This is a genomic window from Paracoccus haematequi, assembly GCF_900631945.1.
In the GTDB taxonomy this organism is placed as follows: Bacteria; Pseudomonadota; Alphaproteobacteria; order Rhodobacterales; family Rhodobacteraceae; genus Paracoccus; species Paracoccus haematequi_A.
The window spans coordinates 59657-85087 of sequence record NZ_UZWE01000021.1 but is presented as its reverse complement, the minus strand read 5'-3'; the positions used below and the strand labels follow the sequence as shown (position 1 = coordinate 85087).

The following is a 25431-nucleotide window of genomic DNA, read 5'->3' as shown; positions in this document are numbered from 1 at the left end:
GGGCGGACGATGGATTGGGATGAACGCTATGGTGGCGAAGGGTTCCTGTTCGGGACCGAACCTGCAGCCTTTCTGACCCGCCATGCCGGCCGGTTCGCGCCAGGCGACCGGGTGCTTTGCGTGGCGGATGGCGAGGGGCGCAACTCGGTCTGGCTGGCCGCGCAGGGTTGCCGGGTCGCGGCCTGGGACGCCTCGGCCGTCGCCTTGGCCAAGGCCCGGCGGCTGGCCCAGGCGCGGGGCGTCGCCGTCGGCTTCAGCCTTGCCGCGGCCGAGGATTATGCCTGGCCGGACGCCGCCTTCGACGCGGTGGTGGCGATCTTCATCCAGTTCGCTGGCCCCGACCTGCGCCGCCGGATCTTCGCGGGCATGAAGCGCGCGGTGCGCCCCGGCGGGCTGATCCTTCTGCACGGCTACACGCCCCGGCAGCTGGACCACGGCACCGGCGGGCCGCGCCAGGTCGAGAACCTCTATACCCCGCAGATGCTGCAAGACGCCTTTGCCGGCTGGGACATCCCGGTGCTGCGATCCTACGAGGCGCATCTGGCCGAGGGAACCGCCCATGCCGGTCCCTCGGCCCTGATCGACCTGATCGCCAGACGGCCCGGCTGAGGGCACGAGCCACCCTGCGGCCGATCTCAGACGCCGGAAGCTTCCACCGGCGGGGGCCGGGACCGTTCCGCCTCTGCCTGCTCGTGGATCCAGCCGCGCAGCAGTTCTGCGGCGGGGGACAGCCCGTGGCCGCGATTCCATGTCAGATAATAAACCCCCGGCGCGCGGAAGATCAGGTCGGTCAGGCGGACCAGTTCGCCACGCTCCAGCATGGGGGTAATCATCCGGTGCCAGCCGATGGCCACGCCCTGATCGGCCGCCGCCGCCTGCATGGCCAGGCTGAACTTGCCCAGGCGGCGGGCCTCGAACGACCGCGCCGACACGCCGCCTTGCAACAGCGCCTGTTCCCAGGTCACCCAGTCGGGCGCCACCCAGTCGATGTCCAGAAGCGGCAGGTCGGGAAGGTCGGCCGTCGTGGCCCCGGCATGGCGCCTGGCGAAGGCGGGGCTGCAGACGGGATAGAGCCAGTCGTCGAACAGGGGTTCCGTCACGTCGTTGATCCAGCCGCCCATGCCGTGCCGGATGCGCAGCTCGACCTCCTCGGGGCGGAAGTGGCGGCTGTTCTCGGCCAGCTGGTGGTTGATCATGATTTTGGGATGGCGCTGCCAGAACTCAGGCATCCGGGGGACAAGCCACATCGTCGCCGTGGTGTCGGTGGTGGCGATCGTGACGTTCCGGGATCGGTCGCCGCGCTTGATCTCTCGCGACACGTCGGCGATGCGGGAAAATCCCGCGGCGACGCTGGCGTAAAGCTCGGTCCCGGCGGGGGTCAGCCTGACCCCCCGCCCCGTGCGAATGAACAGCGGCACGCCGAACTGCGCTTCCAGCGCCTTGATCTGACGGCTGATCGCCGCCGAGGTGACATTCAGCTCGGATGTCGCCAGCTTGAGACTGCCGTGCCGCGCGACGGCCTCGAACACCTCCAGCCCCGTCAGAGAGGGAAGATCATAGAAGCGCCGGACCATCGCATCCCCCCGAGTTGCGCCAGCATCAATTCACAGTCAATTTTTTATCGCATTGCCCTGCTGATGCAATTCGCCATTGATCGGCACCGGGGACAGAGGCGACCCCGGCCACCACGCAACACAGGGTTCATCACGATGACCGCGCCGCAGCATTTCAGCGACAGACGCAAGATCGGCCCCGGCAAGATCGACCTGGACCGGGGCGAGACCCTGGCCGACGGATCGCCCAACGACGGCGACCGGATCGAGATCGGCCCGACCCGCCTGGCCTTCCAAGAATGGGCCGCCGCCGGGCTGGCCGCGCCGAACCTTGAGACCATGCGCCGGTATCGCTGGGAAAGGCTGACCCGCCATGTCGTCGACCGCGACTATGGCGCGGTGCTGATGTTCGATCCGCTGAACATCCGCTATGCTACCGATTCGACGAACATGCAGCTGTGGAACACCCACAACCTGTTCCGCGCCGTGCTGGTCTGCGCCGATGGCTACATGGTCATCTGGGACTACAAAAGCTCGCCCTTCCTGTCGGCCTTCAACCCGCTGGTGCGCGAACAGCGGTCGGGGGCGGATCTGTTCTATTTCGACCGGGGCGACAGGATCGGCCCGGCGGCGGACCGCTTTGCCGCCGAAGTGCGCGACCTGGTGGACCACCATGGCGGCGGCAACCGGCGGCTGGCCGTGGACAAGATCATGCTGCACGGGCTGCGCGCGCTGGAGGCACAGGGCTTCCAGGTCACGGACGGCGAGGAACTGACCGAGAAAGCCCGCGCCATCAAGAGCCCCGACGAGATCCTGGCCATGCGATGCGCCGTCCACGCCTGCGAGGCCGCCGTGGCCGAGATGGAGCAGGCCGCCCGCGACGGCGTGCCGCTGGGCCATATGTCCGAGGACGACATCTGGTCCTGCCTGCACGCGGGCAACATCCGGCGCGGCGGCGAATGGATCGAGACGCGGCTGCTGACCTCGGGCGTCAGGACCAACCCCTGGTTCCAGGAATGCGGCCCCCGCATCGTGCAGCCGAACGAGATCGTGGCCTTCGACACGGATCTGATCGGATCCTACGGCATGTGCGTGGACATCAGCCGGACCTGGTGGATCGGCGACCAGCCGCCGCGCCCGGACATGATCGACGCGATGAAACTGGCGCGCGAACATATCGACCACAACATGGCGATGCTGCGCCCCGGCGTCGCCATCCGCGAGCTGACGATGAACTGCCACCGCCTGCCCGACAACTGCCAGAAGCAGAAATACGGGCTGATGATGCACGGCGTCGGACTGTGCGACGAATGGCCCATGGTCGCCTATCCCGACGGGCATGTCGAAGGCGCCTTCGACTATGCGCTGGAAGCAGGCATGGTGCTGTGCGTCGAGGCGCTGATCTCGCCCGAGGGCGGCGATTTCTCGATCAAGCTGGAGGACCAGGTGCTGATCACCGAAACGGGGTTCGAGAACCTGACCCGCTATCCCTTCGACGAGCGGCTGGGCTGACGGGCCAGGAATGCGGCGACGAAGCGGGTCGCCTTCACCCCCGACAAGGCAGCGTCGCGCCGGATTGCGCGCGGCGGGGGACCGCCGCGCGCGGGATCTCAGGCCGGATAGGCCGGGGCGCCGAACAGGTCCAGTTCCATGACCTTCGTCCAGGCCCGGACGAAATCGCCGACGAATTTCGCGGCGTTGTCGGACTGGCCGTAAACCTCGGCCAGGGCGCGCAGTTGCGAATTCGACCCGAACACCAGGTCGACGCGCGTTCCCGTCCACCGCACCGCGCCGGTCTTGCGGTCCAGCCCCTCGAACAGGGTCTGATCCTCGTTCGCGGGACGCCACTGGGTGCCCATGTCCAGCAGGTTGACGAAGAAGTCGTTCGTCAACTGCCCCTTGCGCGTGGTCAGCGCGCCATGGGGCGCGTCGGCGTGGTTGACGCCCAGCACCCGCAAGCCGCCGACCAGCACGGTCATTTCGGGCGCGCTCAGCGTCAGAAGCTGCGCGCGATCGACCAGCATCTCCTCGGGCGCGATGCGATAGGTGCCGCTGGAATAGTTGCGGAAGCCGTCGGCCTCGGGGCGCAGCAGATCCATGCTGGCCACGTCGGTCTGGTCCGCCGTCGCATCCATCCGGCCCGGCGTGAAGGGCACCGTCACCGGATGGCCGCCCGCAAGGGCCGCCGCCTCGACGGCCGCGCCGCCCGCCAGCACGATCAGGTCGGCCAGGGAAACCCGCTTGCCGCCGGTCTGGGCCGCGTTGAATTCGGCCTGCACGGTTTCCAGGACGCCCAGCACACGGGTCAGCCGGTCGGGCTGGTTGATCTCCCAGCCCTTTTGCGGGGCAAGCCGGATCCGCGCGCCGTTGGCGCCGCCGCGCCGGTCCGACTGGCGGAAGGTCGAGGCCGAGGCCCAGGCCGTCGCGATCAGGTCGGCATGGCCCAGCCCCGATGCCAGGATCCGCGCCTTCAGCCCGGCAATGTCGACGGCGTCGATCAGGGCATGGTCGCGGGCCGGGATAGGATCCTGCCAGATCAGATCCTCGGTCGGGGCCTCGGGGCCAAGATACAGCGACCTTGGTCCCATGTCGCGGTGCAGCAGCTTGAACCAGGCGCGCGCGAAGGCGTCGGCGAACTGGTCGGGGTTCCGGTGGAAGCGGCGGGCGATGGGTTCATAGATCGGATCGAACCGCAGCGACAGATCCGCCGTCGTCATGAACGGCGCGTGCTTCACGGCCGGATCATGCGCGTCGGGAATCATGTGTTCGGGCCGACAGCCCTTGGCCCGCCACTGGATCGCTCCGGCGGGGCTGGTCACCTGTTCCCAGTCATAGCCGAACAGCATGTCGAAATAGCCGTTGTCCCAGGTGGTCGGGTTCGGCTTCCAGGCTCCTTCGAAACCCGAGGTGGTGGTGTGGACGCCGTGGCCGCCGCCCAGCCGGTTCATCCAGCCGAAGCCCTGGTGTTCGATGGCGCAGCCCTCCGGCTCGGCCCCGACCAAGGCCGGGTCGCCCGCGCCATGCGCCTTGCCGAAGGTATGGCCGCCCGCGACCAGCGCCACGGTTTCCTCGTCGTTCATGCCCATGCGGCCGAAGGTGTCGCGCACGTCGCGCCCCGATGCGACCGGGTCGGGATTGCCGTCCGGCCCTTGCGGGTTCACATAGATCAGGCCCATCTGCACCGCGGCCAGGGGGTTGGCCAGGTCGCGTTCGCCCGAATACCGGCTGTCCGGCTTGTCCGAGGTGGCCAGCCATTCGCCTTCCGGCCCCCAGTAGGTGTCCTCCTCGGGCGCCCAGATGTCGGCGCGGCCGCCCGCAAAGCCGAAGGTCTTGAAGCCCATCGTCTCCATGGCGACGTTGCCCGCAAGCAGGATCAGATCGGCCCAGGAAATCCGGTTGCCGTATTTCTGCTTGACCGGCCACAACAGCCGCCGCGCCTTGTCCAGGTTGCCGTTGTCCGGCCAGGAGTTCAGCGGCGCGAACCGCTGGTTGCCGGTGGAGCCGCCCCCGCGCCCGTCGGCGGTGCGATAGGTTCCCGCCGCGTGCCAGGCCATCCGCACCATCAGCCCGCCGTAATGGCCCCAGTCCGCAGGCCACCAGTCCTGGCTGTCGGTCATCAGCGCCGCCAGATCCTTTTTCAGCCCGTCGTAATCCAGCTTCTGGAACTCGGCGCGATAATCGAAGCCCGGTCCCATCGGGTCGGATTTCGCGTCATGCTGGTGCAGGATCGACAGATCCAGGTGGTTCGGCCACCAGTCCCTGTTCCTGCGCCTGGCGCGCGGCGCGGCGCCGTGAACCACCGGGCATTGCCCGGCAGGTGTGCTTCCATCCATGATGTCCTCCCTCGGATAGATAACCGAACGGCCCGCCCCCTCCCCGGACCTGGGCCGACAGGGCGATCCTAACGGGGCGCTGACTTCAGGGAAACTTGAATATTCTTATGGCTTGTATAACCTGACCTGATGCGAAACCTGACCCTGCGGCAGATCCGGTATTTCGACGCCATCGCCCGCCTGGGCACCTTCAGCGCGGCGGCGCAGGCCTGCGCAGTGACGCAGCCCGCCCTGTCGATGCAGATCAAGGAGTTGGAGGAGATCGCCGGAACCCCGCTGCTGGAACGCAGGCCGCGGGGCGTGCGGCTGACCGCCTTCGGCGAGATGGTCCATGCGCGGGCGCAGGCGATGCTGGCGATCCTGGAGGATCTGGACGATCTGGCGCGGGCGGCGGGCGGCCAGCCTGCGGGCAAGCTGCGGCTGGGGGTCATTCCGACCATCGCGCCCTATCTGCTGCCCGGCATCGTCACCCGGCTGGCCCGGCAGTTCCCCGGTCTCAGCCCGATCCTGCGCGAAAGCATGACCTCGCGCCTGATCGAGGAGCTGAGCGACGGACGCATCGACGCGGCAATCCTTGCGCTGCCGGTCTCGGAACCCTCGCTGACCGAGGTGGCGCTGTTCACCGAACGCTTCGTGCTGATCCGCCCGCCGGAAGATGCCGACAAGCCGGTGCCCGACCGCGACAAGCTGCGCGAGATGCGGCTGCTGCTGCTGGAAGAGGGGCATTGCTTCCGCGACCAGGCGCTGTCCTTCTGCGACATGCCCTCGACCCAGCCGCGCGAGATGCTGGACGCAAGCTCGCTGTCCACGCTGGTGCAGATGGTCGGCGTGGGCGTGGGGGTGACGCTGATCCCGGAAATGGCGGTGCCGATCGAGACCCGTTCCGCCTCGGTATCGGTGGCGCGGTTCCGCGACCCCCAGCCGACCCGCCGGATCGGCATGGTCTGGCGCAAATCCAGCGCGATGGAGGCGCAGCTGATGCAGATCGCCGAGGTCGTCCGCGAGGGCGGCCTGGCGCTGCGGCGGGCCAGCGGGCTGACCGCCCTGCCCGGCTGGCGCCCCGGCTGACGGCGCCCGCGCCGGGCGCGACTTTGCCCGGCCGCGCGGAAACGCTTGCTGAAAAGCAGTCCGGTCTGTAGCCTTGTTCCACCACGACGACGCCATGCGCCCCTGCCACAGGGCCGCGACGCGCCCGAAAAGCCGGAGGGGAGACCGGCCGAGGGGGAGGGGGCGGCGTCGACAAGACAGAGAGATCACTGGCCATTTGGGAGGATGACCATGGTCGACATCATATCGAAACGCGACGGCCCGCGCCGCGAGGACGAACGCGCCCGGCACATGATCCAGGCGAATCGCGGCGCCATCACCCAGATCGCCGATCATCTGACCCAAGGCGGCTACAGCGCGTCGCGGCGCGCCAAGGCCGAGGCTTCCAACGCCCCGCCGCCCGAGTCAGGCAGGCGGTTCCACGACCTGTCCTCTGGCGCGCGCCTGGGGCCCGAGTCGGGGGATGTCCGGGTCAAGGTCAGCGTGAACAACCGCGTCGTCGCCTATGACAGCGGCTCGGGCCGGCAGATGCACCTGCTGGGCGAGATCCGACGCCAGCAGGGCACCCGCTATTTCGCCCTTGCCACGCGCGAGAACGGTTTCCTGTCGGGCCTGCCCGACGAGATGGCCGGAAAGATCGCCGAACTGGACGGCCAGATCATCGACCAGGCTTGCCCCGAAAGCCTGCTGGCAGGCGAGATAGCGGACCGACTCGGCCTTAGCTGACCGCTGCGTCAGCCGATCCTCCGGCGCCCGCGTCGCGGCTGCCGGCCCTGTTGCGAACTGCACCGATCAGCAAGGGCGACACCCCGCCCCAGCCCTGTATGAGGACGCATGACCGATCTCTTTTCGGGATATCAGACCCGAACCGGCATGTTCGACGACTGGCTCGACCAGCGCGCGATCATGCGCGCCTGGGAGGATTTCCTGACCTATCGGGATCTCGACCACAGCCGGACCTCGGGCGTGCGCCGCGAGATCCTGGAATCCTGGTCGCGCAGCCTCGCCTCGGGGATCGACGCCACGGCCGGGCTTGCGCCGATGGACGAGACCGAGGAACTGCTGGACGACGCGCGGCAGAAGAATGCCGACCTGCGCGCCGCCGCCGCCCAGAAGCCGTTTCAGAAGATCGAGCCGCTGCTGTCGGAAGCCAACGTGCTGCTGATCCTGACGGATGCCGACGGGTTGGTGCTGGACCAGATCGGCGATCTGCGCACCCATCACGCGGCCCGCGGCATCCACCTGATCCAGGGCGGCAAATGGGACGAGGCCGCGATCGGCACCAACGGCATCGGCACCGCGATCCGTGCCGGGCGCCCGACGCTGGTCCACGCCTATGAACATTTCTGTCAGGGCATCAAGGGCTGGACCTGCGCGGCCGCCCCGGTGCGCGATCCGGTGGACCAGCGCATCATCGGCGCGGTCGACCTGTCCGGCCCGCCGTCGATCTTCCGGCCGCACAACGTCGCCATGATCGCCTCGGTCGCGCGCGAGATCGAGGCGGCGCTGGCCGAGCGGCAGGAGATGCGCCGCATCCGCCTGTTGGAGGCGTTCCTGGACAGCGGATCCGCGCAGAGCAGCCGCGACGCGGTGGTGATCCTGGACCGCTTCGGCCGGGTGATGTACCATCGCGCGCCCTCGGGCGACGCGCCCGACCCGCGCGCGCCGAAGCTGTCGCCGGGCCAGCAGTTCATCCCGCTGTCCGGTTCCATGAGCGATCAGGACATCGCGCGGGCCACGCCGCCCGATCTGCGCCCCAAGGGCATCAGCCGCCTGTTCCTGGACGGCGAATTCAGCGGCGCCGCGCTGATCCTGCCGCCCCGCCCCGCCAGCGCCGCCGCCCGCCCGGCCGCACCCGCCGAGGCGCTGCGCATCCCGCCCCGCGCAGGGGCCGAGCGGGACGAGCTTCTGATGATCGGCCAAGCGCCGAAATTCACCGCCGCGGTCCAGATGGCGCGGCGCGCGGCGGCGGCGGGATCGGCGGTTCTGATCCAGGGCGAGACCGGCGCGGGCAAGGAACTGTTCGCCCGGCTGATCCATACCTCGGCCGCGCATCAGGGCCGCGCGCCCTTCGTCACCGTGAACTGCGGCGCCATCTCGGCCGAGCTGTTCGGGTCCGAACTGTTCGGCCACGCCCCCGGCGCCTTCACCGGCGCCACGCGCGAGGGCAAGCCCGGCAAGTTCGAACAGGCCGACGGCGGCGTGCTGTGCCTGGACGAGATCGGAGAAATGCCGCTGGATCTGCAACCCTATCTGCTGCGGGTTCTGGAACAGCGCGCGGTCTATCGGATCGGCTGTTCGCGTCGCCGCCAGGTCGATGTGCAACTGGTGGCCATGACCAATCGCGACCTGGGCCAAGAGGTCGAGGCCGGGCGGTTCCGCCGCGACCTGTATTACCGGCTGGGCGCGATCACCATCGAGGTGCCGCCGCTGCGCGAACGGCCCTGCGACATTCCCTGCCTTGCCGATCACTTCAACCGCGCGGTCGCCGCCCGGATGGGCCGCGAGCCGCTGGTCCTGTCCCAGGACGCCGCGCGACTGCTGATCGGTTATGCCTGGCCCGGCAACGTGCGCGAGATGCGCAACCTGTTCGAGCGGCTGCACCTGATGGTCGCGGAAGACATGGTCACGCCCGAGGATCTGCCCCCGGCCTTCCGCAATGCGCCGCGCCACCCGACGGCCGTCGCGCCCGAGCCGCAGCCCGGACCCGCCAATCTGACCGATCTCGAGGAACAGGCGATCCGCCACGCCCTGGCCGCCGAGGAAGGCAACCTGACCCGCGTGGCCCAAGTTCTGGGCATCTCTCGCCCGACGCTGTACCGCAAGCTGAAGACCTACGGGATCCGCCGCACCTATGAATGAGGCGAACGGGAAAGGGCGCACGGGGGCGCCCTTTCCGATGGGGTTCAGGGCACGATCACGCCGCGCCCGGTGAAGCGGCGGTTCTTGAAATCGTCGATGGCCGTGTTGATGTCGTCCAGCTTGTAGGCGGTATAGTGCATCTTCACCTTGCCGTCGGAATTCAGCTCCATCAGTTCGACCAGTTCGGTGTAATCGCCGACCAGGCTGCCGCCGATCCTGATCTCGTTGGCGACCAGTTCCAGCGTCGGCACCTCGACCGTGCCGCCATAGCCGACGACGATGCATTCGCCGCCCTTGCGCAACAGCTTCCAGCAGATGTTCTCGACCCCCAGTTCGCCCACGAAGTCGATCACCACATGGGCGCCGCCCCCGGTGATGTCCTTCAATTCGGCGATCAGGTTCGGGCCGCCGTCCAGCACGACATCGGCGCCCAGTTCGCGCGCCAGCACCTGCGCGCCCGGTTCGCGGTCGATGGCGATCAGCCGGCAGCCCGACAGCGCGCGCAGCGATTGCAGCGCGATATGGCCCAGCCCGCCGACGCCCAGCACCGCGCACCAGCTGCCCGGCGGCAGCATCTTGGCCGCGCGCTTGGCGGCGCGATAGGCGGTGATCCCGGCATCGGCCATCGGCGCCACGTCCAGGGGCGCGATGTCGGTGTTCAGCTTGATGAGCGAGCGTTCGTTGGTCTTGAAATATTCCGCGAAGCCGCCGTCCAGCCCCAGGCCGGGGAACAGGCCGTGGTCGCAATACATGTCGTGGCCGTGATGGCAGTTCAGGCAGACGCCGCAGGTCCGCAGCGGATGGCAGATCACCGCGTCGCCGGGCTTGACGGTGCGGACATTGCTGCCGACATCCTCGACCCAGCCGGCGTTCTCGTGGCCCATCACATAGGGCAGCAGCGTGTTGTCGGGGTCCATGATCGGACGCCAGACGCCCTCGATGATATGCAGGTCGGTGCGGCACAGCCCGGCCGCGCCGACGCGCACGATCACCTCGTCAGGGGCGGCGATGGTGGGGCTGGGAATGTCCTCGACCACCAGCTTGACGTTCATCGCCGGGTCATAGTCGTAAAGTCTTGCGGCCTTCATGGCGCGCTCCTTGTCCTGAAGGGTTGGGATCGGGGGCGGCCCGGCAGGCCGCCCGCCGCGCGCCTATTGCCGGCCCAGCCGTTCCGCGCCGCCGCCCAGGGCGGGACCAGCGGTCGGATCGACATAATCCTCGGCATGGCCGATCACCGTCTCGGTGGTCAGGATCAGGCTGGCGACCGAGGCCGCGTTGGCCAGGGCGGAACAGGTGACCCGGACCGGATCGACGATCCCTGCCTCGATCATGTCGCGGAACCGGCCCTGGGCCGCATCGAACCCCATGCCGTCGCCCGACCGGATCACCTCGGCGATGACCGCGTTCGGATCCGACCCGGCATTCAGCGCGATCCGCGCAAGCGGCCGCGTCAGGACCGAACGGACCAGCTCGACCCCCGCCGAGACATCGCCCGAGGTCTCGGCCACCAGCCCATCCAGCGCCGTCGCGGCATGGGCCAGGGCCGAGCCGCCGCCGGGCACCACGCCTTCGTCAACGGCGGCGCGGATCGCGTGCAGCGCATCCTCGATCAACTGGATCTTGCGCTTCTGTTCCACCGGCGTCAGGCCGCCCGCATGGATCACGGCGGTCCCGCCCGACAGCTTGGCCAGCCGTTCGCGCAGCTTGTCCTGTTCGATGTTCGGCGGCGCGATGTCGTATTGGCGCTGCACCTGCAACCGGCGCGCGGCGATGGCGCCCGCGTCCCCTGCCCCGCCGCCGATCACCGTGGTCTGGCTGGCCGAGGCGCGCACCTGCCGGGCCGCGCCCAGCTGTTCGCGGGTGACGGTCTCGATCTTCCGGCCCAGATCGCGGGCCAGCACCTCACCCCCGGTCAGGATCGCCAGGTCGTCCATCAGCGCCTTGCGCCAATGGCCGTATTCCGGCGGATGCACGATCAGGTACTTGCCGGGCCGCGCGGCCTCAAGCAGCGTCACCACCACCTCGGGGGCGATCTCCTCGGCCACGATCAGCAGCGACCGCCCCTCGGCATCGGCGATGCGGCGCGCGCCGTCCAGGGCCGAGGGCGACAGGATCTTCTGATCGGTCAGCAGGATCAGCGGTTTGTCCAGCACGGCCTCCATCTCGTCCTGGTCGGTGACCATGTGATGCGAGATATAGCCGCGGTCGAAGGACATGCCCTCGATCACCTCCAGCGTGGTTTCGACCGTGACCGAGAAATCGGCGGTGATGATGCCGTCGTTGCCGACCCGGCCATGCGCCTGGGCCACGATCTCGCCCAGGCGCGGATCGGTGGCGGCGATATTGGCGACCGCGCCCAGCAGCCGGGGATTGTCCTTGACCGGCACGGCATTGGCGCGCAGCGCCTCGACGACGCGGCCGACCGCCAGTTCGATTCCCCGGCACAGATCCACCGCCCGCGCGCCGCGTTCGGCCTGGGTCACGCCCTGCTGGATCATCGCATTGGCCAGCACGATGGCGGTGGTGGTGCCGTCGCCCGCCACCTCGTTGGTCTGCATCGAGACCTCGCGCACCACCTGCGCGCCCATGTTCTCGAAGCGGTCGGGCAGCTCGATCTCGGTCGCGATGGACACGCCGTCACGGGTGATCAGCGGCGTTCCGACCGGGCGGTCGATCATCGCGTTCAGGCCCTTGGGGCCAAGCGTCGGTTCGACCGCGGCGGCCAGGCGCGCGACGCCGCGCGCCAAGGCCCGGCGGGCATCGGTGCTGTGAAGCAGGAAATGCGGCATGGGTAATCCTCCCTTGGTGGCCGGACGCGCGGCGCGCGCCGGCTTTTCTTCGTGGTGATGATCGGTCCGGGGATCAGGTCCGGCAGTCGGGTCCGGTCCCCCGGTCCCGTGGCGGCACCCGCCCCAGGATGAAATCGACCAGCCCCGGTTCGTCCCCGGACAGATCGACCTCTTTGTAGCGCGCGGCGGCAAGGCCCCGGCACAGCGCGCCGTTAAACTCCATGTTGATGCGGATCGAGCGCAGCCGCATCAGGTGATCGCCAAGCTCCCCGGCCGCCAGAGGATCGCCGCCCCAGGTGACGAAGGCCGGATCCTGGGGCAGGATCGCCAGCCCCTCGCCCAGCAGGATCTCGCGATAGCGGGGCTTCTGCGCCGCCGCCTCGGGGCTGTCGGCCAGGTTCAGCGCATCGAAGCCCGCCAGCGTCAGCCCGGTGATCCCCGCCGCGTCCCAGCCCATCGCCAGCAGGCCGCGCAGCACCGCCTCTTGCCGGCGCAGAAAGGCCTTTTCGCGGAAGGTCTCGCGCAGTTCGGACAGGTCGGCGCCGTCGCTCAGTTCGGCAAAGACCGCATCGAAGGACTGCTCGCCGTTGACGGCGGCGTTCACCCGGTCGGCATAGCAATGGTCCATCAGCTGGACCCGCACCCCCGTCACCCAGGCGGGCGCCAGCGCCGCCCGGCGGATGCCGTCGGCCATCAGGAAGGCGAAGTTCGGCGAACACCAATAGGTCGGCAGGCGGAAGGCGATCTCGACCTCGCCGCGCCTGACCTCCAGGCGTTCGACGAAACCCATGTCGGTGATCGGCTCGTCAAGCTCGGGGTCGGTGACGGCGCCCAGGCGCCGCCACACCTCCCTTGCCTGCGCGCCCCGGATCTGCGGCAGGCCCATGGCGTCACTCTGCCGCAAAGCGGATGGGCGACTGCGCCAGTTCGGCCCGTTTCGCCGCCACGTCGATGTCGTAGAGCCGCGCCGCGTTCAGGCCCAGGATCTGCTCCTTGATCTGATCGGTCAACTGAACGCCGCGTTCCTGGGCGATGTCCTGGGGGATCTGGAAATTCCAGAACGTCTCGACCAGCCATCGCGGCGTCCAGATCGCATAGTCCGACCCGAACAGGATCTTGTCCGGGCCGATCCAGAACAGCAGTTCGGAAATGATCTCGCCGAAATAGCGCGGGCGCGAATGGATGAAGGGCAAGGCGACGGCCAGGCCGGCATAGACATTGCTTTCCTGGGTGGCGATCCAGCAGAAATCGTCCAGGCGCGGCAGGCCGCAATGTTCGATGATCCAGTTCAGGTTCTGGAAATCCGTCGCGGCGTCGTCCACATCGCCCACCGCGAAGGCGTCCTTGGACAGCGGCCGGATCGTCGGGCCCTTGTGGACGTGGATGTTGCGGATGCCCAGCTTGTCGCACAGTTCGAAGCATTTGTAGGCCGATGGGTCGGTCAGCTTCCAGCCGCGGGATTCGCCGTGCCATTCGGCGGTATACATCTTGACCCCTTTGATATCGAAGGTCTCTTTCATGTAGTGGATGTATTCCAGCGCCTTTTCCCCGTCGCGCGGATCGAAGGATCCGTTGACGATGAAGCGCCCCGGATGGACCTGGGCCAGCTGGGTCGAACGCTCGATCGAGCTGAAGCCCTCTTTGTAGAAATCGCGCAGATAGGTGGACTGGATGATCGCCATGTCATCCGGCCCGTCGATGAACAGATCCTGATAGACCTGTTCCACCGTCTGCTTTTCGAACCTGGCCTTTTCCCAAAGCTGTTCCTTGGGGCTGAGGCCGGTGTGATAGGCATAGAAGCAGTCGATGAACTGCTTGCCATGGATGTTGCGCTGGTTTTCGGGGCTGCCGTTCCAGAAATGGGTATGGCAGTCCAGAACGAAGATCTCTTTCCCGTCGGCTGTCTTGTACATCGTCTTCCTCCCTGAATGTCGTCTTGGTGGGTCGGTCAGGTGCTGATCGCGACCTTCAGCACGCCGTCGCGCTGATTGGCGAAAAGCTCGTAGGCTTCCTCGATCTGGTCGAGGCCGAAGCGGTGGGTGACAAGCGCGCTGAAATCGACGCGGCGCGCCCGGACCACATCCATCATCCGCCGCATCCGTTCCTTGCCGCCGGGGCACAGGGCGGAACGGATGGTCTTTTCGCCCAAGCCCGCCGCAAAGGCGTCCAGCGGGATCTTCAGGTCGCTTGAATAGACCCCCAGGCTGGACAGCGTGCCGCCCGGCCGGATCGAACGCAGCGCCCATTCGAAGGTCGCCTGCAAGCCAAGCGCCTCGATGGCGACATCGCAGCCGCGTCCGTCGGTCATCTCCATGATGGTGCCCACCACGTCGTTCGAGGCCTTGAAATCGACCACCTCGTCCGCGCCCATGCGGCGGGCCATCTCCAGCCGGGCGGGCACGGTATCGACCGCGATGATGCGGCTGGCGCCCATCAGCTTCGCGCCCGCGGTGGCGCATAATCCGATCGGTCCCTGGGCAAAGACCGCCACCGTGTCGCCGATGCGGATATTGCCGTTCTCGGCGCCGACGAAGCCCGTTGACATGATGTCGGGGCACATCAGCACCTCTTCGTCGGTCAGGTCGTCGGGGATCGGCGCCAGGTTCGCCATCGCGTCCGGCACCAGCACATATTCGGCCTGGCAGCCGTCGATGGTATTGCCGAACTTCCAGCCGCCGATGGCCTTCCAGCCGTGCGGGGTGCCCGCGCCGTCCTGCGAACAGAAGCCGCACAGGCAGGCATTCGACCAGCCCGAGGGCGTGATCGCCCCGGCGATGACGCGCTGCCCCTCGCGGAAGCCCTTGACGGCCGTGCCCAGCTTCTCGATCACGCCGACCGGCTCGTGGCCGATGGTCAGCCCGCGTTCGACCGGGTATTCGCCTTTTAGGATGTGGATGTCGGTGCCGCAGATCGTGGTCGTCGTCACCCGCATCAGCGCGTCGTTCGGGCCGACATCGGGGATCTTCTTGTCTTCCAGGACGATGCGGCCCTTCTCCACGAAGACCGCCGCTTTCATCATGCTTGCCATGTCATCTCCTGCTGGAACGGATCAGGGATGCGCGGGGAGGGCGCATCCCTGAAAACGGTCAGATGTATTCGAAAACTTCGTCCATGTTCCCGAACAGGATCACGGTGTTGTCGTCGATCCGAACCATCCGGCCGTAATGGGTCGAGGTGTTGACCTCGAAGATCTCGGCCGTCATCTCGCGGCCCAGATATTCGCTGATGTCGTCCATCTTGAAGATCAGCCTGCCTTCGCCGTCGATGCGGATGGTGGCCGGGTTATAGGTCACCGTCACCTTCGGATCCTGGTCCATGTATTCGGCGATGGCGCGCGCCTCGACCGAATCGTTCATGGTGACGCCGCATTGATGCGAGATCGTCTGGTCGAAGGTGATGTCCTTCATCGACTTGAAGATGTTGCTTTTCGTGCTGTCGCGGGCGGTCGTGGACATGCTCTCTGTCTCCTGTTCAGCGGCTCAGGCCGATTTCGCCCAGGATCTGGGCCAGCCGCTCGTGCGAGGCGGCCTGGGCATCGGCGAAGGACACGGGTTTCGAATGGGGCTGCGACCAGATCGGCTGCAACGCGGCGGCGGCCTTGTCGGCCAGGTCGCCATGCTTCCTGACCCAGGCCCCGAATAGCGCCCGGTTGTGGGCGGCGTGCTTTTCGTCGTTGGCCAGCAGGTAGATCAGGTCGATGGTGTTGGCGAGGTTGCGTTCATAGTCCGCCTCTGCCGCCGAGATCACCGGCGGGGTGATGAAGTCGTTGTTCGCCGCCGCCGCCTGCATCAGGAAGCCCGACCGGAACAGCTCGCCCACCAGGGGCTCGAAGACCAGGTTGATGGCGAAATACTGCTCCAGGTAATCCTCGGCGCCCATGATCGTCTCGACCGCCAGGCGGGTGGGCTGCCAGATCGGATCCTCCAGCCAGGCCTTCTTGCCCAGCTCGTCGTCCCAGCCGGGAATGTCCATGCCGATCTCGGCCAGATACAGGGTGATGTCCTGCGCCAGCCGCATCTTGTAGGACGAATTCGTCAGCGTGGCGTTGTTGATCATCTGGGTATAGCCATACCGCTGCGCCTGCATCAGCGAGGTGCCCAGGCCGAATTCCACATGCTTCCAGGCGCCCAGATGCGTCTGCAACACGCGCTGCCAGACCTTGTCGAAGACCAGATGCGCGCCGGCCTTGCGGGCGTTGCCGATCACCGCCTGGACCATCGTCTCGATCTTGGACTGACGCTGGTAATGGGTGCGTTCCCATTCCTGGTCGGGCGCGCGGAACAGGTGCCAGTTGGAACTCAGCGCGCGGGTATTGTCCTTGGTATAGGCGCCCTTGCCGTCGCCGAAGCTGATGATCCAGTCCTGGATCAGATAGCGTTCGGGATCGGGCTGCACGTCGCAGGTGACATCCTCGTAATGGGTGGCGCGCTTGCCGCGCGGCTCGAAATAGTTGTATTTGCGGCTGGTCGAGCCTGCAAAGATCGCGGCGCCTGCGGCACCCGATGCGACGGCACTTGCTGTTGATGCCATTTGGTCTTCCTCCCTTGGTGGTCGTGATGATGCGGCGTGGCCTAGTGGCCCGAGGCGCCCGAGGTGGTGGTGAACTTGTCGTAGAAAATCCGCTCGCTTTCGTAATCCAGCATGAACAGCGTCGGCGTCAGTGCGTCGATCATCGGCGGCGGGCCGCAGGCATAGACATCGCCCTGCCCGCCGATCCCAAGCGCCTTCAGCCTGCGGTCGACCGCCTCGTGGACGAAGCCGCGCTCGCCCTGCCAGCCGCCGTCCTCGGGGGCGTGGGACAGGACCGGGATGAATTCGACCGACGGATGGTCGGCGGTGATCGCGGCCAGCCGGTCCAGGTGGAACAGGTCGTCCTGGGTGCGCGCCCCATAGAAGAAATAGACCGGCCGATCCTCGCCGCTTTCGATATGGTCGTGCAGGATCGACCAGACCGGCGACATGCCCGACCCCGCGCCGACCAGCACCACCGGCCCCGCGCGCCCCTCTCGGCGGAAGCACATGCCATAGGGGCCGGTCACGGTCACTTCCGCTCCGGCGCGGATTCCTCCGTTGTCGAGTTGGTTGGAGAACTTTCCTTCGGGGTATTTCTTGATGATGAAGGACAGCTTTTGGGTTTCGCTCGGCGGATTTGCCATGGAGAACGAACGCGTGATCGTCTCCCCTTCTTCCGTGGTGACTGTGATGTCGACATACTGACCCGCCCAGAACTTGAGCGGCGCGCTCAGCTCGACCTCGACGCCGCGGATGTCATGCGTGAGCTTGCGGAAATCGGTGATCCGCCCCTGGAACTGCCTGACGGGGATGGATTTCGACAGCACCTCCTCGTCATAGTTCAAAAGGTCGATGGTCAGATTGTCGAAGGCCTTGGCGCGGCACATCAGGATCTGGCCGCTGTCGCGGTCGCCGTCGTTCAGCGCGAAGGTCGAGTATTTCAGCATCTCGACCTCGCCGTCGAGCAGCACGCATTTGCAGGCCGAGCATTGCCCCTCCTTGCATCCGTGGGGCAGCGCGATGCCCTGGCGGAAGGCGGCGTCCAGGACGGTCTCGTCCTCGTCCACCTCGAATTCCACCCCCACGGGTTCCAGCCTTACGGTATAAACCTCTCCCATTCTGTCCGGCCTCCCCGCCGTCAGTCCGGCAGCCTTGCGGCCGCCCCGTTCAAGTCCGGTGATCGGCGGGGACCGGCCCGGCCCCCGCCCGCCCGCATCAGTTGCAGGGGTTGATGGTGAAGCCCGCCTGGTATTCGGCGATGTGCTTGGCCCGCGCCTCGGGCGTCATCTCGCGCAGCAGGGTCAGCGGCGACAGAAGCGTGTGGCCGCGCACGTCGTCCAGCGTCCACATGTCCTTGTCGTCAAAGCGCAGATGCGGCTGCGGCACCAGCGTCTTGCCGTCGTCGCGCACGAAGTTCAGATCCTTGATCGCATCGGCCAGATCCCAGCCGTGATACAGCGTCTCCCATTCCCGCTTGCCCGAGAACTTGCCCATCGCCGGGGTCGGCCGGCCCTGGTATTCGTTCGCGAAGGCCTCGACCGCGGTCCAGCGGTCCAGCTCATGGGCGAAGGTGTGGATCTGGCCGTCGATCTCGTCCACCACCATATCCTCGCGGATCAGGCAGGGCACCAGGCAGGACCAGCAGCGGTGCGGATAGACATAGCCGGTCTCCTCGTTGAAGGTGATGACCTTCTGGCCCGGCTTCGACAGCTTCGCATACCATTTCCAGAACTCGCCGAATTCGGCATACCAGCCCGGATACTTGTGCTCGAACCACTCGAAGTCCTTGTCGGTCTGAGCCTCGATCCGCCAGAAGTTCACCGGCCATCCGACCGCGAAGAACTGCGCGACCCGGTGGACGTAATGCTTCTTGGTGATGCGGTTCCAGGCTTCCTGGACATCGTCGTGATGCACCTTGATGCCGTATTTCTCCAGCGGCAGCATGTAGGTGCGATAGTAATCCTCGAAGATCCAGCGGTGCCACATCTCCGCGTAGGATTCCTTGTCCTTGTCGCGGTTGGTGGTGCCGTATTCGATCAGCGTGCCGATGGCGGCATCGACGATGGCGTGGTTCTGCCAGAAGGCGTAACGCAGGTCGCGTTCCAGCAGCAGGTGGTTTTCCGGCTCTTTCAGCGCGGCCATCAGCAGCGAATGGCCGTTGCCGATGTGGCGGCTTTCATCCGACTGCACCGACAGGAACACCGTGGGCAGCGCATAGTCGCCATTGCGCGCGGCCTCGGACGGCATGGCCACGAACAGCGTGTTGGTGAAGGCGGTTTCCGCGACCACGGTCAGGTACATGCAGGCCGAGGTCATCACGTCGCCGGTGATGAAGCCCTCGCCGAACTGGCGGCCGATGGTCGTCGCATAGCACTTGCCGAAGGCTTCCTCGGTGATGTCGAAGCCGGCCGGGTCGATATAGTTCTCCATGTACCACTTCTTCAGGTTCATCTGAATCGTGGAGTGGCGGAATTCGTCCACCATCTGCATGGTGAATCCGGTGCGCAGATCCTCGCCCGGCGCGATGCGGGCGACCATCGCCATCGACCGCGCGGCCGAGATTTCCGGGAAGGGGATGATCGCCAGGAACAGCTTCATCCATTCCACCCAACGGGGTTCGACGTTGCGGAACATGTCGCCGCGCAGGGCGGCGTCCAGCGCGCCATAGACGCGGTTGTCCTTTTCCTCCTGCATCGGGAAATAGGACCGCAGCACCTGTTTCATCGGATCGCGCGGCGCCTTGGCGATCTTGTAATCGGTGGGGAAGGTCGCGGCTTCCTGGACATAGCTGGGGTTCCAGCCCAGATCCGAGATCTTCTTCGTCGCCTCCCCGACCGAAATCCCGCGCTGCGCGGTGATCTTGTTGAGCGTCAGTTGCGTCATGCCATGAATCTCCTGATGTTGACGGCACGGGTGGCATTCCGGGCCGCTGGGCGGCTTGTCCGCCCCGGTTTTTCCGGCCGATCGGCCGGGTCAGGTCACGGCAAAGGTTTCCGGGCTGCGGGCCTGGATCCGGTTCGGCGCAACGTCCTGCGTGCTGCCGTCCCCGGTGGCCTCGCGTCTCCTCCCATTCCTTCGTTCTTTCGGGGTCAGGCCATCGGGCCAGCCGCCTTATTGTGATGGGGATACATGCAGAACGCGTGCCAGACGGCGGCACCGGCGCGGGAAATCGCGCCGATTCATCCGCCATCTGTCGATAGATGACTGAAATAAAACAATTTATTTTTTCACGATTTTTTGCCGCTTGGCGCCCGGCCGGTCCGGTCCTGCGCCGCGCGCGGCGTTGCAAAACGTTACACCTGTCACGTCCATCCGGGCTGCGCTGCACAAAACTGTAACATTTCGTCCATAAGGGCCCCGTGCAGGCCGATTCGCCCCTGAACCGTCCGCCCCTGCGCGCCGGATTCCCATGCCGCAGCGCGGCATGTAAAGCCGCCGCAAAGCTGTAACGGACGGCTGGAACGAAACGTTACAACCGTAACGCTGAATCCCGTTTTTAGTTTTCAAAAACATGATGTTACCGTCACAAAAACATGTCCTGGCAGGCGGGCGGGTGGTAATCTGGGCAGGACCGCCGGCGCCGTCCGGCCCTTCTTTCCGCGGGACGTTCCGATGCCAGATCCCTTCCCCCCCGATCAGAACGCGCCGCGCCTGACCGCCCAGGCGATGGTCGCCCGCGCGCCCCAGGATCTGGTCTTCACCATGCGCTTCCTGGGCCGCAGCCAAGAGATCCTGCACAGCCATTTCCGCCGCTTCCTGGAAACGCGGCTGGCCCAGGCCGGAGTGACGGCGGAAGGCCATCCCCTGCTGCCCTTCTTCATCGACAGCCACGCGGTCGAACTGCGCGACTTCGTGGCCACCGGCGTCTCGCTGACCCGCAGCTTCCGCCTGGACGAGATCGAGATCCTGACCGGCGACGTGGAAACCCTGATGCGGGTCGATATCTGGGACGCCATCGCCGCCCATATCGAGATGGCCGAGAAGCGGTTCAGCGAAGGGATCGACCGCGTGGTTGCGGGCCTGCGCGCCGAAGAGACCGCCCTGCGCGAGGCCCGGTCATGAGCCGGTCACGGCATCCCGCCCGACGGGGCCGCGCCGGGCATCGGCGGCTTCTGCTGTGGGGCGCGTTCGGCGCATGGGGGACAGCATGACAAGGGATGGGCGCGCCGCGCAAGAGGTTCTGGCGGATCAGTTCCGCATCACTGCCCAGCTGAGCGCGCTGACCGGCGAATACCACCGGCTTCTGCAGCAGGTGGCCGCCGCCGGTTTTGCCCGGCAAATGGCCGAGGACGCCGCCCCCGAAACCCTCGCCCTGGCCCGGCGCGCCGAACAGGCCGCGAAACAGACCGCCGAGACCTGCGCCTTGCAGATCATCGACCTGGAAAAGCGCCTTTCGGCCCTTGGGCGGGAACTGGCCGCATCGACATGAGGATCATCGCATGACCGAAACCGCCTTCCCCGATGTCGCGGCCCCGCCGCCGCAATCGCCGCTGTTCGATCTGCTGGCGCGCAACTGGATGCTGGGCGCGGCCGTTACCGACATCGCCTTCGACCGCGCGGGCAAGCTGGCGGGCTTCGCGCTGAACGACGGGCGGCTGGCACTGGCGCCGCTGGACGATCCGGACTCGGCCCTGTCGCGGATGCGGATCGAGGCGGATTCGGGCCGCAGCACCATCCGCCCCCGCGAAAAGCCGCCCGCCCCGCCGGTCCTGACCCCGGAACTGGCGCGGGGCGCGCCGCTGCTGGCGGCATCAGGCGTGATCGGGCTGGTCGCCGCCGGGCGCGACGGCCGCCTGCACCGCGTCACCCCGCGCGGCCAGGTCATTGCCCTGCCGGTGCCGGACGGCCCGATCCTGGCCATCGCCTCGGACCTGGCGGGCCGCCTGGCCCTGGCGCGACAGGGGGCGGTCGATCTGCATGACGAACAGGACATGGCCCGGATCGCCAGCCTGCCGGTGCCGGCCCAGGCCCAGGCGCTGGCCTTCGCCGATGACGGCACCCTGGCGGCGTTGCTGCCCCAGGCCCTGCTGCTGGGCCGACCCGAAGACGGGCTGACCATGCACCCGCTGATCGGCGGCAGCGGGCCGCTGATCTTTTCGGCCGATGGCGGATGGCTGGCCGGGTCGAACTGCCGGGACGGCCTGTGGCTGCTGCGGCGCGGTGACGGACGGATCGCCCGGATCGGCAGGTTCCGCGCAGCCCCCTCCTCGCTCGCCTTCAGCGGCCCGGCCGGGGCGGTGTTCGCCTCGGGCGCCTTCCGCGCGGCGGGATGGTCGCTGAAGACGCCGCCCTGGGATGACGAGGCAACCGGCGCACTGCGGACCGGGCGGCCGGGGCTGGTGCTGATCGACAGGATCGCCGCCCACCCGACCCGCGACCTGATCGCCTTCGGCGCTGCCGATGGCGCAGTCCAGATCGCCCGCGCGGGCCGTTCCGAGGAGATGGCCCTGCGCCAGCCCGACGGCCACGCCGTGACCGCGCTTGGCTGGTCGCGCGACGGGCTTCATCTCGGCATCGGCACGGCGGACGGCCAGGCGGCGCTTGTCACCCTGCCGCCGCAGCTTTTCAAATGACGAAAGGACACAGCATGACCAACGCCCAGGCCAAACCGACCCCCGAGGATGCCAGCAAGGACGCCTTCTTCGCCCGCATCGCGGAAATCTCGCAAGAGATGATTCAGGTCCATGGCAAGGATTTCGCGATGGGCACCCTGGTGCTGGCCGCGCGCTGGATCGCCAGCGACAAGATGGGCGGCCCCACGGCGCCCCACTGACGGGATCGGCCCGAATGTCCTTGCGCCTGACGCAAAGCCAGCGGCAAAGCCTGGGGTTCCGCCAGATCCAGGGCATCGCCCTCTTGCGGCTGACGAACGAGGATCTGGCCGCCGATCTGGCACGGCGCGCGGCGCACAACCCCTTTCTGCGGCTGCGCCTGCCTGCCGGGACCGCTTCGCCGGGGACCGAGGATCTGGCCGATTCCCAAGGCGGGCTATATGCCCATGTGACGGCGCAGCTGCGGCTGATCGGTGCGGCGCGGGCGGACGAGGCGCTTGCCCTGGCCTTTGTGGAAGCCCTGGACGGCAACGGCTGGCTGGACCGTCCGCTGTCCCAGATCGCGGCCAGTGCCCAGCGGTCGCTTGCCCAGGCTGAAGCCATGCTGACGGCCCTGCAACAGGGGATCGAGCCTGCCGGTCTGTTCGCCAGCGGCCTGGCCGATTGCCTGCGCCTTCAGGCCATCGATCGCGACCAGCATTCGCCCGCGATGGCGGCGGTGCTGCGCCATCTTGACCTTCTGGCCCAGGGCGGGGCCGCTGCGGTGGCAAAGGCTGCGGGGCTGGACCCGGACCAGGTGGCGGCCTGCCTGGCGCGGGTCCGGCGCATGGATCCGCGCCCCGGACTGGCCTTCGGGGGCACCCCCGCGCCGGTCAGGGCGCCCGACGTGATCGTCTCGCGCGCGGCGCAAGGCTGGCAGGTGGCCCTGAACCGCGCCACGCTGCCGGTGCTGGACGTGATCCCCGACGCCCGCGCGGCCAAGGGGATGGGCGCGATCCGGGCCGAGGCCGAATGGCTGTCGTCCATCGTGGAACGCCGCAACCGCACGGTGCTGGCGGTGGCGCGGGCGGTCCTGAACCGGCAGCGCGGCTTTCTGGATCACGGTCCCGGCGCGCTGCTGACCCTCAGCCGGGCCGGGATCGCGGCCGATCTGGGCCTGCATGGCAGCACGGTCGGGCGGGTGGCGCGGGATCTGCTGGTCGACACGCCGCACGGGCTGCGGACCCTGTGCAGCCTGTTCGACGGCGGCCCCGTCCGGGCGGGACCGGGCAGGCGGCCCGGCCCTCAGCCCGCCGCGGCGGCGATCCGCTACAGGCTGGGGCAATTGATCGCGGCCGAGGATCCGGCCGCCCCCTTGGGCGACGCGGAACTGGCCGCCGCCCTGTGCCGCGAGGGCAAGCCGCTGGCACGGCGCACCGTTGCCAAATACCGCGAGGCCTTGGGCATCCCGGTCTGCACGCAGCGTCTGCGGCAGAGGGCGTAAGGCGGGGCAGGCCTCAGGACAGCCTGGGTCGCGGCGCGGCGCGGCGGGCGCGCAGCCTGCGGGCGATCGCCATGCCCGCCAGCATCGCGCAGACGAACACCGCCGCCTGGGGGCGCAGCAGGCCAAGCGCGGGGATCGACCCGCCGGGGCAGAAACCCGCGATCCCCCAGCCGACCCCGAACAGCGCCGAACCGCCGATCAGCGCGGGGTCGATGTCGCGCCGCGTCGGCAGGTGGAAGCAGGTGTCCAGCACCGGCCGGGGCCGCCGCAACACGATGCGATAGCCGATCAGGGCCACGGTCAGCGCGCCGCCCATCACGAAGGCCAGAGACGGATCCCAGGTTCCGGCGATGTCGAAGAAATTCAATACCTTGGCGGGGTTCGCCATGCCCGAGATCATGATCCCGGTTCCAAAGACCAGCCCGATCAGGAAAGCAAGCGGAACGGCCATCCCTATGCCCCCCCGATCCCGTGGCGGATCGCATAGACGGTCAGTCCCGCCGCCAGCATGAAGATCAGCGTCGCCAGGATCGAGCGCCGCGAAAGCCGGGCATTGCCGCAGATTCCGTGCCCCGACGTGCAGCCGCCGCCGAAGGTCGTGCCGATGCCGACCGCCAGCCCGCTGACGACGATCCAGGGCAAGGGGGTCTGGCTGGAAAACGGAATCTCGATGCCGCCCAGCGTCGTCGCCAGCAGGGGCGCAAGGACGGCCCCGGCCAGGAAGGCCAGCCGCCAGCCCCGACCCTCTTGCCCCGGCAGCAGGCCGGCCAGGATGCCGGTCATCCCGGCGATGCGGCCGTGAAAGGCCATCAGCAGCACCGCCGACAGGCCGATCAGCGCCCCGCCCAGCAGCGATTGGATCGGGGTGAAGGCAGTCATGTCGCTCATTCCCACGGGGCCTCCAGAAGGTTCAGCGGAATTTTCAGATAGCGGCGCCCGTTGGATTCCGCGTCGGGCAGGCGGCCCGCATTCATGTTGACCTGCAACGAATGCAGGATCAGCCGGGGCATCGGCAGTGTCCGGTCTCGTGCCTGCCGGGCCGCGACGAAGGCGTCCTCGGTCCGGTATCGGGCGATGTGGATGTTCGCGGCCTTCTGCTCGGCCACGGTCGATTCCCAGCGGGGCGGACGGCCGCCCTCGCCATAATCGTGGCCGGTGAAGATCCGCGTGTCGTCCGGCAGGGCCAGGATCGCCTGGATCGAGCGCCAAAGCTGCCCTGCGTCGCCGCCCGGAAAATCGGCTCGGGCGGTGCCGCTGTCGGGCATGAACAGCGTGTCATGCACGAAGGCCGCGTCGCCGATGACATAGGTGATCGAGGCCAGCGTATGGCCGGGCGAGAACATCACCCGCGCCGGGATGGACCCGACCGCGAAGCGGTCGCCATCGTCGAACAGCCTGTCCCACTGGGATCCGTCGGCGGGAAAATCCGGCCAGTTGTAAAAGCCCTTCCACAGCCGCTGGACCTGCACGACCTGGGCGCCGATGCCGGTGGGCGCGCCGGTCCTGCGCCTGATGTGGTCGGCGGCCGAGAAATGGTCGGCATGGGGATGGGTGTCCAGGATCCAGTCCACCCGATAGCCCTTCGTCGCCACGAAATCCAGGATCCGGTCGGCCTGGGCCGTCGCGACGGCGCCCGACTTGTCGTCGAAATCCAGCACCGGGTCGATGATGGCACAGGCCCCGGCCGCCGGATCGGCCACCACGTATTGCACCGATCCGGTGCGGGACTCGTAAAAGCCGGTGACTTCGGGCGTGTGGGTCATTGCCTGTCCCTCGGACTGTCTGTGGGCCTGTGCGGGT

General features: G+C 67.6%; 24 protein-coding genes. 10 read left to right on the top strand and 14 right to left on the bottom strand.

What is annotated here, in order from left to right:
• Positions 1-9: 9 nt before the first annotated feature.
• Complete coding sequence (locus tag PARHAE_RS03390; protein WP_126153193.1) at positions 10-609, top strand: SAM-dependent methyltransferase; 600 nt, start codon at positions 10-12, stop codon at positions 607-609.
• Between the two features lie 26 nt (positions 610-635).
• Here PARHAE_RS03390 and PARHAE_RS03385 read toward each other — a convergent pair whose 3' ends face one another.
• On the bottom strand, positions 636-1574 hold the full coding sequence (locus PARHAE_RS03385; RefSeq protein ID WP_126153192.1) for a LysR substrate-binding domain-containing protein: 939 nt from the start codon (positions 1572-1574) through the stop codon (positions 636-638).
• Between the two features lie 135 nt (positions 1575-1709).
• Here PARHAE_RS03385 and dddP point away from each other — a divergent pair, with 135 nt between their 5' ends.
• Positions 1710-3065: a dimethylsulfonioproprionate lyase DddP gene (gene dddP, locus PARHAE_RS03380; RefSeq protein WP_126153191.1), complete on the top strand. Its 1356-nt coding sequence runs from the start codon at positions 1710-1712 to the stop codon at positions 3063-3065.
• 98 nt (positions 3066-3163) lie between these two features.
• On the opposite strand, the gene katG is transcribed toward dddP, so the two are convergent.
• On the bottom strand, positions 3164-5386 hold the full coding sequence (gene katG, locus PARHAE_RS03375) for a catalase/peroxidase HPI (RefSeq protein WP_126153190.1): 2223 nt from the start codon (positions 5384-5386) through the stop codon (positions 3164-3166).
• Positions 5387-5515: 129 nt separating this feature from the next.
• Between katG and PARHAE_RS03370 the strand changes: the two genes are divergently transcribed.
• The 3 genes from PARHAE_RS03370 (at position 5516) to PARHAE_RS03360 (ending at position 9295) form a co-directional block, all read left to right on the top strand.
• Positions 5516-6454 (top strand): hydrogen peroxide-inducible genes activator, encoded by a 939-nt coding sequence (locus PARHAE_RS03370; RefSeq protein ID WP_126153189.1) that lies wholly within the window; start codon positions 5516-5518, stop codon positions 6452-6454.
• A gap of 210 nt (positions 6455-6664) precedes the next feature.
• Positions 6665-7159 carry a hypothetical protein gene (locus PARHAE_RS03365; RefSeq protein WP_126153188.1) on the top strand — a complete coding sequence of 165 codons (495 nt, stop codon included), beginning with the start codon at positions 6665-6667 and terminating at the stop codon, positions 7157-7159.
• Between the two features lie 108 nt (positions 7160-7267).
• Positions 7268-9295 carry a sigma-54-dependent Fis family transcriptional regulator gene (locus tag PARHAE_RS03360; protein ID WP_241232655.1) on the top strand — a complete coding sequence of 676 codons (2028 nt, stop codon included), beginning with the start codon at positions 7268-7270 and terminating at the stop codon, positions 9293-9295.
• 44 nt (positions 9296-9339) lie between these two features.
• Here the strand turns inward: PARHAE_RS03360 and PARHAE_RS03355 are convergent, their stop codons facing one another.
• The 9 genes from PARHAE_RS03355 to PARHAE_RS03315 form a co-directional block, all read right to left on the bottom strand.
• Positions 9340-10383, bottom strand: coding sequence for an NAD(P)-dependent alcohol dehydrogenase (locus tag PARHAE_RS03355; RefSeq protein ID WP_126153187.1), 1044 nt, complete (start codon positions 10381-10383; stop codon positions 9340-9342).
• 63 nt (positions 10384-10446) lie between these two features.
• Positions 10447-12084: a molecular chaperone GroEL gene (gene groEL / locus PARHAE_RS03350; RefSeq protein WP_126153186.1), complete on the bottom strand. Its 1638-nt coding sequence runs from the start codon at positions 12082-12084 to the stop codon at positions 10447-10449.
• A 73-nt stretch (positions 12085-12157) separates the two neighbouring features.
• Complete coding sequence (locus PARHAE_RS03345; protein ID WP_241232654.1) at positions 12158-12988, bottom strand: iron-sulfur cluster assembly protein; 831 nt, start codon at positions 12986-12988, stop codon at positions 12158-12160.
• Positions 12975-13997 carry an amidohydrolase family protein gene (locus tag PARHAE_RS03340; RefSeq protein ID WP_126153184.1) on the bottom strand — a complete coding sequence of 341 codons (1023 nt, stop codon included), beginning with the start codon at positions 13995-13997 and terminating at the stop codon, positions 12975-12977. Before PARHAE_RS03340 ends, PARHAE_RS03345 begins: the two co-directional genes overlap by 14 nt.
• Positions 13998-14032: 35 nt before the next feature.
• The gene (locus PARHAE_RS03335; RefSeq protein WP_126153183.1) at positions 14033-15112 is read right to left on the bottom strand and encodes an NAD(P)-dependent alcohol dehydrogenase; all 1080 of its coding nucleotides are present in this window, start codon (positions 15110-15112) and stop codon (positions 14033-14035) included.
• 58 nt (positions 15113-15170) lie between these two features.
• Entirely contained in the window at positions 15171-15539 is a 369-nt protein-coding gene (locus PARHAE_RS03330) for an MmoB/DmpM family protein (protein ID WP_126153182.1), read from the bottom strand.
• A gap of 16 nt (positions 15540-15555) precedes the next feature.
• Positions 15556-16614, bottom strand: a complete 1059-nt coding sequence (locus PARHAE_RS03325) for an aromatic/alkene monooxygenase hydroxylase subunit beta (RefSeq protein WP_126153181.1) — start codon at positions 16612-16614, stop codon at positions 15556-15558.
• Between the two features lie 41 nt (positions 16615-16655).
• On the bottom strand, positions 16656-17714 hold the full coding sequence (locus PARHAE_RS03320; protein WP_126153180.1) for an NADH:ubiquinone reductase (Na(+)-transporting) subunit F: 1059 nt from the start codon (positions 17712-17714) through the stop codon (positions 16656-16658).
• Positions 17715-17811: 97 nt separating this feature from the next.
• Positions 17812-19479, bottom strand: coding sequence for an aromatic/alkene/methane monooxygenase hydroxylase/oxygenase subunit alpha (locus PARHAE_RS03315; protein ID WP_126153179.1), 1668 nt, complete (start codon positions 19477-19479; stop codon positions 17812-17814).
• Positions 19480-20208: 729 nt separating this feature from the next.
• Between PARHAE_RS03315 and PARHAE_RS03310 the strand changes: the two genes are divergently transcribed.
• The 5 genes from PARHAE_RS03310 (at position 20209) to PARHAE_RS03290 (ending at position 23631) form a co-directional block, all read left to right on the top strand.
• A complete protein-coding gene (locus tag PARHAE_RS03310) occupies positions 20209-20658 on the top strand; it encodes a hypothetical protein (RefSeq protein ID WP_126153178.1) in 450 nt (149 codons plus the stop codon).
• An 85-nt stretch (positions 20659-20743) separates the two neighbouring features.
• Positions 20744-21025 (top strand): hypothetical protein, encoded by a 282-nt coding sequence (locus PARHAE_RS03305; RefSeq protein WP_126153177.1) that lies wholly within the window; start codon positions 20744-20746, stop codon positions 21023-21025.
• Between the two features lie 10 nt (positions 21026-21035).
• The gene (locus PARHAE_RS03300) at positions 21036-22169 is read left to right on the top strand and encodes a WD40 repeat domain-containing protein (RefSeq protein WP_126153176.1); all 1134 of its coding nucleotides are present in this window, start codon (positions 21036-21038) and stop codon (positions 22167-22169) included.
• A gap of 14 nt (positions 22170-22183) precedes the next feature.
• Entirely contained in the window at positions 22184-22369 is a 186-nt protein-coding gene (locus tag PARHAE_RS03295) for a hypothetical protein (protein WP_126153175.1), read from the top strand.
• 14 nt (positions 22370-22383) lie between these two features.
• On the top strand, positions 22384-23631 hold the full coding sequence (locus PARHAE_RS03290; RefSeq protein ID WP_126153174.1) for an RNA polymerase factor sigma-54: 1248 nt from the start codon (positions 22384-22386) through the stop codon (positions 23629-23631).
• Between the two features lie 13 nt (positions 23632-23644).
• On the opposite strand, the gene PARHAE_RS03285 is transcribed toward PARHAE_RS03290, so the two are convergent.
• From PARHAE_RS03285 to PARHAE_RS03275, 3 genes are read right to left on the bottom strand one after another with little or no spacing between them, the layout of a single operon-like run.
• A complete protein-coding gene (locus PARHAE_RS03285) occupies positions 23645-24082 on the bottom strand; it encodes a DUF6691 family protein (protein WP_126153173.1) in 438 nt (145 codons plus the stop codon).
• 2 nt (positions 24083-24084) lie between these two features.
• On the bottom strand, positions 24085-24510 hold the full coding sequence (locus PARHAE_RS03280; RefSeq protein ID WP_126153300.1) for a YeeE/YedE family protein: 426 nt from the start codon (positions 24508-24510) through the stop codon (positions 24085-24087).
• Between the two features lie 5 nt (positions 24511-24515).
• A complete protein-coding gene (locus PARHAE_RS03275) occupies positions 24516-25394 on the bottom strand; it encodes an MBL fold metallo-hydrolase (protein ID WP_126153172.1) in 879 nt (292 codons plus the stop codon).
• Positions 25395-25431 lie beyond the last annotated feature (37 nt).

Bases quoted from the DNA above. Each gene is read 5' to 3' on its own strand.
- PARHAE_RS03385 (WP_126153192.1), bottom strand. From the start codon at position 1,574: ATGGTCCGGCGCTTCTATGATCTTCCCTCTCTGACGGGGCTGGAGGTG.
- PARHAE_RS03340 (WP_126153184.1), bottom strand. From the start codon at position 13,997: ATGTACAAGACAGCCGACGGGAAAGAGATCTTCGTTCTGGACTGCCAT.
- PARHAE_RS03390 (WP_126153193.1), top strand. From the start codon at position 10: ATGGATTGGGATGAACGCTATGGTGGCGAAGGGTTCCTGTTCGGGACC.
- PARHAE_RS03285 (WP_126153173.1), bottom strand. From the start codon at position 24,082: ATGGCCGTTCCGCTTGCTTTCCTGATCGGGCTGGTCTTTGGAACCGGG.
- PARHAE_RS03370 (WP_126153189.1), top strand. From the start codon at position 5,516: ATGCGAAACCTGACCCTGCGGCAGATCCGGTATTTCGACGCCATCGCC.
- PARHAE_RS03330 (WP_126153182.1), bottom strand. From the start codon at position 15,539: ATGTCCACGACCGCCCGCGACAGCACGAAAAGCAACATCTTCAAGTCG.
- PARHAE_RS03335 (WP_126153183.1), bottom strand. From the start codon at position 15,112: ATGGCAAGCATGATGAAAGCGGCGGTCTTCGTGGAGAAGGGCCGCATC.
- katG (WP_126153190.1), bottom strand. From the start codon at position 5,386: ATGGATGGAAGCACACCTGCCGGGCAATGCCCGGTGGTTCACGGCGCC.
- PARHAE_RS03310 (WP_126153178.1), top strand. From the start codon at position 20,209: ATGCCAGATCCCTTCCCCCCCGATCAGAACGCGCCGCGCCTGACCGCC.
- PARHAE_RS03320 (WP_126153180.1), bottom strand. From the start codon at position 17,714: ATGGGAGAGGTTTATACCGTAAGGCTGGAACCCGTGGGGGTGGAATTC.
- dddP (WP_126153191.1), top strand. From the start codon at position 1,710: ATGACCGCGCCGCAGCATTTCAGCGACAGACGCAAGATCGGCCCCGGC.
- PARHAE_RS03365 (WP_126153188.1), top strand. From the start codon at position 6,665: ATGGTCGACATCATATCGAAACGCGACGGCCCGCGCCGCGAGGACGAA.
- PARHAE_RS03290 (WP_126153174.1), top strand. From the start codon at position 22,384: ATGTCCTTGCGCCTGACGCAAAGCCAGCGGCAAAGCCTGGGGTTCCGC.
- PARHAE_RS03295 (WP_126153175.1), top strand. From the start codon at position 22,184: ATGACCAACGCCCAGGCCAAACCGACCCCCGAGGATGCCAGCAAGGAC.
- groEL (WP_126153186.1), bottom strand. From the start codon at position 12,084: ATGCCGCATTTCCTGCTTCACAGCACCGATGCCCGCCGGGCCTTGGCG.
- PARHAE_RS03305 (WP_126153177.1), top strand. From the start codon at position 20,744: ATGACAAGGGATGGGCGCGCCGCGCAAGAGGTTCTGGCGGATCAGTTC.
- PARHAE_RS03355 (WP_126153187.1), bottom strand. From the start codon at position 10,383: ATGAAGGCCGCAAGACTTTACGACTATGACCCGGCGATGAACGTCAAG.
- PARHAE_RS03275 (WP_126153172.1), bottom strand. From the start codon at position 25,394: ATGACCCACACGCCCGAAGTCACCGGCTTTTACGAGTCCCGCACCGGA.
- PARHAE_RS03280 (WP_126153300.1), bottom strand. From the start codon at position 24,510: ATGACTGCCTTCACCCCGATCCAATCGCTGCTGGGCGGGGCGCTGATC.
- PARHAE_RS03315 (WP_126153179.1), bottom strand. From the start codon at position 19,479: ATGACGCAACTGACGCTCAACAAGATCACCGCGCAGCGCGGGATTTCG.
- PARHAE_RS03325 (WP_126153181.1), bottom strand. From the start codon at position 16,614: ATGGCATCAACAGCAAGTGCCGTCGCATCGGGTGCCGCAGGCGCCGCG.
- PARHAE_RS03360 (WP_241232655.1), top strand. From the start codon at position 7,268: ATGACCGATCTCTTTTCGGGATATCAGACCCGAACCGGCATGTTCGAC.
- PARHAE_RS03300 (WP_126153176.1), top strand. From the start codon at position 21,036: ATGACCGAAACCGCCTTCCCCGATGTCGCGGCCCCGCCGCCGCAATCG.